Consider the following 4,107-nt stretch of genomic DNA (forward strand, 5'->3'; position numbering starts at 1 on the left):
TCCTTAAAACGAGTCTGTTGCAGAAATTATGGGTTTTTATGGCGGCTTGCGCAACGGTTACCGGTGTTACCCAACGTTTATTATGATATTGGTTTCCTTTTCTTCAGTTCCAAAATCAACTTTGTATAATACCTCATTCTTGCCATACTGTATTTGTGCTAACTATAATAAAATTCTCAAATAATTGGGTCACATAAGTATATCATTGCCTAAATTTAATTTATTAGCTTTAATATTTTCTGAAAATAAAAGTAATTAACTCATATAATGCCAATTATAAGCCGTTTCTTTACACAGATGCATAATAAATTATTTAGTAAAGATATATCTTCCTTACTTTATTTCTTCCTAGAGTGTTTTGTGGATAATTTATGCTTTTCATAACAGAAAGTTCCTTTGAAAGAATGGTGGCTCATTATTATTTGGACGATTCAATAAAACCTTGTTTTAAATGAAATCACTTAAAATAACTGAGCAAATTACAATTAGAAATGAAGAATCACTTAATAAATACTTAAATGATATTAGTAAAATTAGCTTAATATCATTAGAAAGAGAAGTTGAGCTAGCAACACAAATCAAAGCTGGTTGTAAATTCGCTTTAGATGAACTCACAAATGCTAATTTAAGATTCGTAGTATCAGTTGCGAAACAGTATCAAAATAAGGGTTTGTCACTTCCTGATTTAATAAATGAAGGCAATTTAGGTTTATTAAAAGCAGCCAAACGATTTGACGAAACTCGCGGATTTAAGTTTATATCTTATGCAGTATGGTGGATTAGACAAGGAATAGTACAATCTTTATCAGAAAACTCAAGAATGGTAAGGTTACCTCTGAATAAGATAGGTGTTATTAACAAAATAAAAAAAGCAGTAACTTTTTTTGAACAAAAACATGGTCGTGAGCCAACTTCATATGAAATTTCTGAAATTATTGAAGTATCTGTTGAAGAGGTGAATATTTGCATTAAGAGTTCAGCATATGGTGTTTCTATTGACGCACCTTTATCTCCAGAAACAGATCTTAATATGCAAAATATAATTATTTCTGACGTATTTCCTCAACCAGATAATGTGTTATTATTAGACTCACTCCATACAGACTTAGTAGCTGTACTGAATTCTCTATCAGAGAGAGATTCAGTCATCATTAAGCTTCATTATGGTATTGGTTTCGAATCGTCAATGACCTTAGTAGAAATAGCTCAGTTATTTGGAATATCACGAGAACGAGTTAGACAAATCAAAGAGTCTGCAATTTTAAATATCAAAAAATCAAACAAGTCTCATCTATTATTAAAATATTTGGGTTAACAACAATTATTAATTAAAACAAGAAATTATGATAAAAAGATTTATAAATAAATTAATGAATACTAATAAAGTAACAATTATGAAAGAAGGTACAGTAAAATTTTTTAACGATGCCAAAGGTTTTGGTTTTATTACAGTAAAAGACTCTGAAGAAGAAATATTTGTTCATACATCAAATCTTATAGATCAAATAAAAGAGAATGACAATGTAACGTTTGATGTGGAAAAAGGTGAGAAAGGTTTAAGTGCTATAAAAGTAAGTGTAGTTTAATCTACATTGCCTAAAATAGAAGAAAACCATCTATTAAGATGGTTTTTTTGTATAATAAACCTAAATTATACAAAAGAAATCAAGATAATAAAGTTATAGTACTATGAAATTTTATATCAAGTACATGGTAAGTTTAAGGTGTAAGCTTATGGTAAAGCATGAGCTAGAAAAACTAGGATTACATTATATAAGTGTCGAACTTGGAATGATTGAAATAATAGAGGACATTTCCGAATTTCAAAAACAAGAACTCAAATCAAACTTAGCTGTGTCAGGTTTGGAATTATTAGATGATAAAAAAAGTATTCTGGTTGATAAGATAAAAAATGTAATCATTGAGATGATTCATTATTCAGATGAAGTACCAAATGTTAATTATTCAGATTATATAGCTGAAAAATTGGACTATGACTATACATATTTATCAAATCTTTTTTCCGAAGTTAAGGGTATTACTATTCAGTATTTTATTATTAAACATAAAATAGAAAGGGCAAAAGAGTTGATTCTTTACAACCAACTTAATCTCACAGAAATTGCCTATAAATTACATTATAGTAGTGTAGGTCATTTGTCTAACCAATTTAAAAAAGTTACTGGACACACGCCTACATTTTATAAAAAAATCGGTCAAAAAAGAAAAAGAAATCTAGAGAATCTGTAAGATGTGTAATCTAATTAACTGCTTGTGTAACAGGAATTAAGACATAAGTCATCATCTTTGTAATAGTAACGCAATTAAGCATTACGTTAAATACATAATTATGGAAACCAAGAACAAAGAAGGTGAGAGAAAGTCTAGTGAGCTGTTTAAATTTAGTGGTGATTGGGACAAACAATCAAAAGCATTAAAAGTGAAGTATCCAAAATTGTCCTCTGAAGATGTAAAATTTGAAAGTGGTAAAGAATTAGATTTAATTAAAAGGTTAGAAAACAAGTTACATAAGGACAGAAATGAAGTTGTAGGTATCTTGAAATCAAATTATAAAAGCATTGCAAATGCAATCTAGAATATTAAGTTGACTCTAAGTATTAAGAACAGTTTTTAAATAAACTGTTTTTTTATTTGCAAACTTTAAATCAGTAATTTATGTAACTATCGCCAAAAAGTGTATAACTAAATATATTAACTCATAGTTATCTTTGTAAGGCTATTAATCAGTTAGGGAAGACCAAATATTAATTTATTTGGCTTTAAAAAGCAGACTAAATAGTCTGCTTTTTTTATTTCCATTTCATAGGTTTTATTTTAGGTATAAAATTTATCTGTCTTCTTCCATTTTTAGCTAAGTTTAAATGTATGGGCTTATCCTTAAAAACATATCTAATTTTTTGAATTATTGGTTTAAATATAGACTTAAGTTTTGTCTGTTTTCTGGCCTTACTTTCCTTAATCTGCGTTAAAGTTGTTTTGTGGGTAATAGGTAAATCTATCATAGTGAAACTATTTAATTGTTTTTGTAAAGTTGAGACTATTATTTCCGTCAAGCTTACAGCCTACCTATTTGTGTTTATATAATTAACAGATATTTTAAATTACTAAATTAATCTGTGATATCTATAACTCATTCATTTTTTAATGTAACTAACTAGCCGTTATTAATGGTATCTTATTCGCTAATCAAATTATTAACTAAAAAATGTCAAGAGAGGAAAAAGGGAAACAAAAAAACGGAAAAACTCCAGCTACTAAAACGGCTAAAGAAAAAAGAGCAGCTAAAATTTTCAAGAGAAATTTAAAAAAATATTCAGAATAGAAAGCGAACATGAATAAAGGTGAGTTTGAAGAAAGCGTTAAGTTTAACCTATCTGATATAGTACAATGTAGTTCTAATAATATTGTAGTTAAAAATATATTGGTTAGAAATGCGTGTGTTATTCAAGTACTGCTCTTTGATTTTGGGAAAGTTCAAGTATATAAAAAGTCACCCTTCTCTAGATTTATTTATATAATCGAGGGTAAAGCTGAAGTTGTAATTAATAACAATTCAACTTTTATGCAAAAAGGTGATTCAATTCTTATACCAGGCACGGTTAACAGTTCAATTGAGGCCAATCAACCGTTTAAAATGATTTGTGCTACAATTAAGAACGATTAGAAAATGCGCAAAAAATAAAGTTTAAAAATTATTATGGAAAATAAATTTAAATCAGGTGACATTGTATGTGCCAAAGTTAATCCAACAACGCCATTAAAGGTTAGAGTTTTTGCTCGTAAAGTTTACTATTGTGATGTATTAGATCAGCCAGAAGAAAAAGAAAAAGTTTACTTTGCAAGAGAAATCAAATTTTATAATACTAAAGATTGAATTTTAAACAGTTTTTTGGAAATGTTGGGTAACGGTTTTGTGTATGGCTCGTTGCGGAAAATCAGCTATGATTTTCCGCCGTAACCGAAAGATAGCAAATTGCAATGAATTCCGATTAGGAATTCAGCCGCAATGAGCTATACACGATGTGCCTGTTGCACAATTCTTTGCTAAATATACAGAAATTTCGTATATTTATATATGCAAGGCAA

At 28.5% G+C, this 4,107-nt stretch carries 7 protein-coding genes; 6 read left to right on the forward strand and 1 reads right to left on the reverse strand.

What is annotated here, in order from left to right:
* Window positions 1–451: 451 nt before the first annotated feature.
* The 4 genes from ACFSR8_RS09675 to ACFSR8_RS09690 all read left to right on the forward strand — a co-directional run bounded on the left by ACFSR8_RS09675 (window position 452) and on the right by ACFSR8_RS09690 (window position 2,596).
* Window positions 452–1,315, forward strand: coding sequence for a sigma-70 family RNA polymerase sigma factor (locus tag ACFSR8_RS09675; protein ID WP_380291467.1), 864 nt, complete (start codon window positions 452–454; stop codon window positions 1,313–1,315).
* Window positions 1,316–1,343: 28 nt separating this feature from the next.
* On the forward strand, window positions 1,344–1,586 hold the full coding sequence (locus tag ACFSR8_RS09680) for a cold-shock protein (RefSeq protein ID WP_380291469.1): 243 nt from the start codon (window positions 1,344–1,346) through the stop codon (window positions 1,584–1,586).
* Between the two features lie 103 nt (window positions 1,587–1,689).
* Window positions 1,690–2,250, forward strand: a complete 561-nt coding sequence (locus ACFSR8_RS09685; protein ID WP_380291471.1) for a helix-turn-helix domain-containing protein — start codon at window positions 1,690–1,692, stop codon at window positions 2,248–2,250.
* Between the two features lie 100 nt (window positions 2,251–2,350).
* On the forward strand, window positions 2,351–2,596 hold the full coding sequence (locus tag ACFSR8_RS09690; RefSeq protein WP_380291473.1) for a hypothetical protein: 246 nt from the start codon (window positions 2,351–2,353) through the stop codon (window positions 2,594–2,596).
* A gap of 214 nt (window positions 2,597–2,810) precedes the next feature.
* Here the strand turns inward: ACFSR8_RS09690 and ACFSR8_RS09695 are convergent, their stop codons facing one another.
* Window positions 2,811–3,023 carry a hypothetical protein gene (locus tag ACFSR8_RS09695; RefSeq protein ID WP_380291475.1) on the reverse strand — a complete coding sequence of 71 codons (213 nt, stop codon included), beginning with the start codon at window positions 3,021–3,023 and terminating at the stop codon, window positions 2,811–2,813.
* Window positions 3,024–3,352: 329 nt separating this feature from the next.
* Between ACFSR8_RS09695 and ACFSR8_RS09700 the strand changes: the two genes are divergently transcribed.
* Window positions 3,353–3,685: a cupin domain-containing protein gene (locus ACFSR8_RS09700; RefSeq protein ID WP_380291477.1), complete on the forward strand. Its 333-nt coding sequence runs from the start codon at window positions 3,353–3,355 to the stop codon at window positions 3,683–3,685.
* Between the two features lie 33 nt (window positions 3,686–3,718).
* Window positions 3,719–3,895, forward strand: coding sequence for a hypothetical protein (locus tag ACFSR8_RS09705; RefSeq protein WP_380291479.1), 177 nt, complete (start codon window positions 3,719–3,721; stop codon window positions 3,893–3,895).
* Window positions 3,896–4,107 lie beyond the last annotated feature (212 nt).

The sequence above is a fragment of the Hyunsoonleella rubra genome, assembly GCF_042684665.1.
Lineage (GTDB): Bacteria > Bacteroidota > Bacteroidia > Flavobacteriales > Flavobacteriaceae > Jejuia > Jejuia rubra.

Coding starts and splice junctions, on each gene's coding strand:
- ACFSR8_RS09675 (WP_380291467.1), top strand. CDS start 452: ATGAAATCACTTAAAATAACTGAGCAAATTACAATTAGAAATGAAGAA.
- ACFSR8_RS09680 (WP_380291469.1), top strand. CDS start 1,344: ATGATAAAAAGATTTATAAATAAATTAATGAATACTAATAAAGTAACA.
- ACFSR8_RS09685 (WP_380291471.1), top strand. CDS start 1,690: ATGAAATTTTATATCAAGTACATGGTAAGTTTAAGGTGTAAGCTTATG.
- ACFSR8_RS09690 (WP_380291473.1), top strand. CDS start 2,351: ATGGAAACCAAGAACAAAGAAGGTGAGAGAAAGTCTAGTGAGCTGTTT.
- ACFSR8_RS09695 (WP_380291475.1), bottom strand. CDS start 3,023: ATGATAGATTTACCTATTACCCACAAAACAACTTTAACGCAGATTAAG.
- ACFSR8_RS09700 (WP_380291477.1), top strand. CDS start 3,353: ATGAATAAAGGTGAGTTTGAAGAAAGCGTTAAGTTTAACCTATCTGAT.
- ACFSR8_RS09705 (WP_380291479.1), top strand. CDS start 3,719: ATGGAAAATAAATTTAAATCAGGTGACATTGTATGTGCCAAAGTTAAT.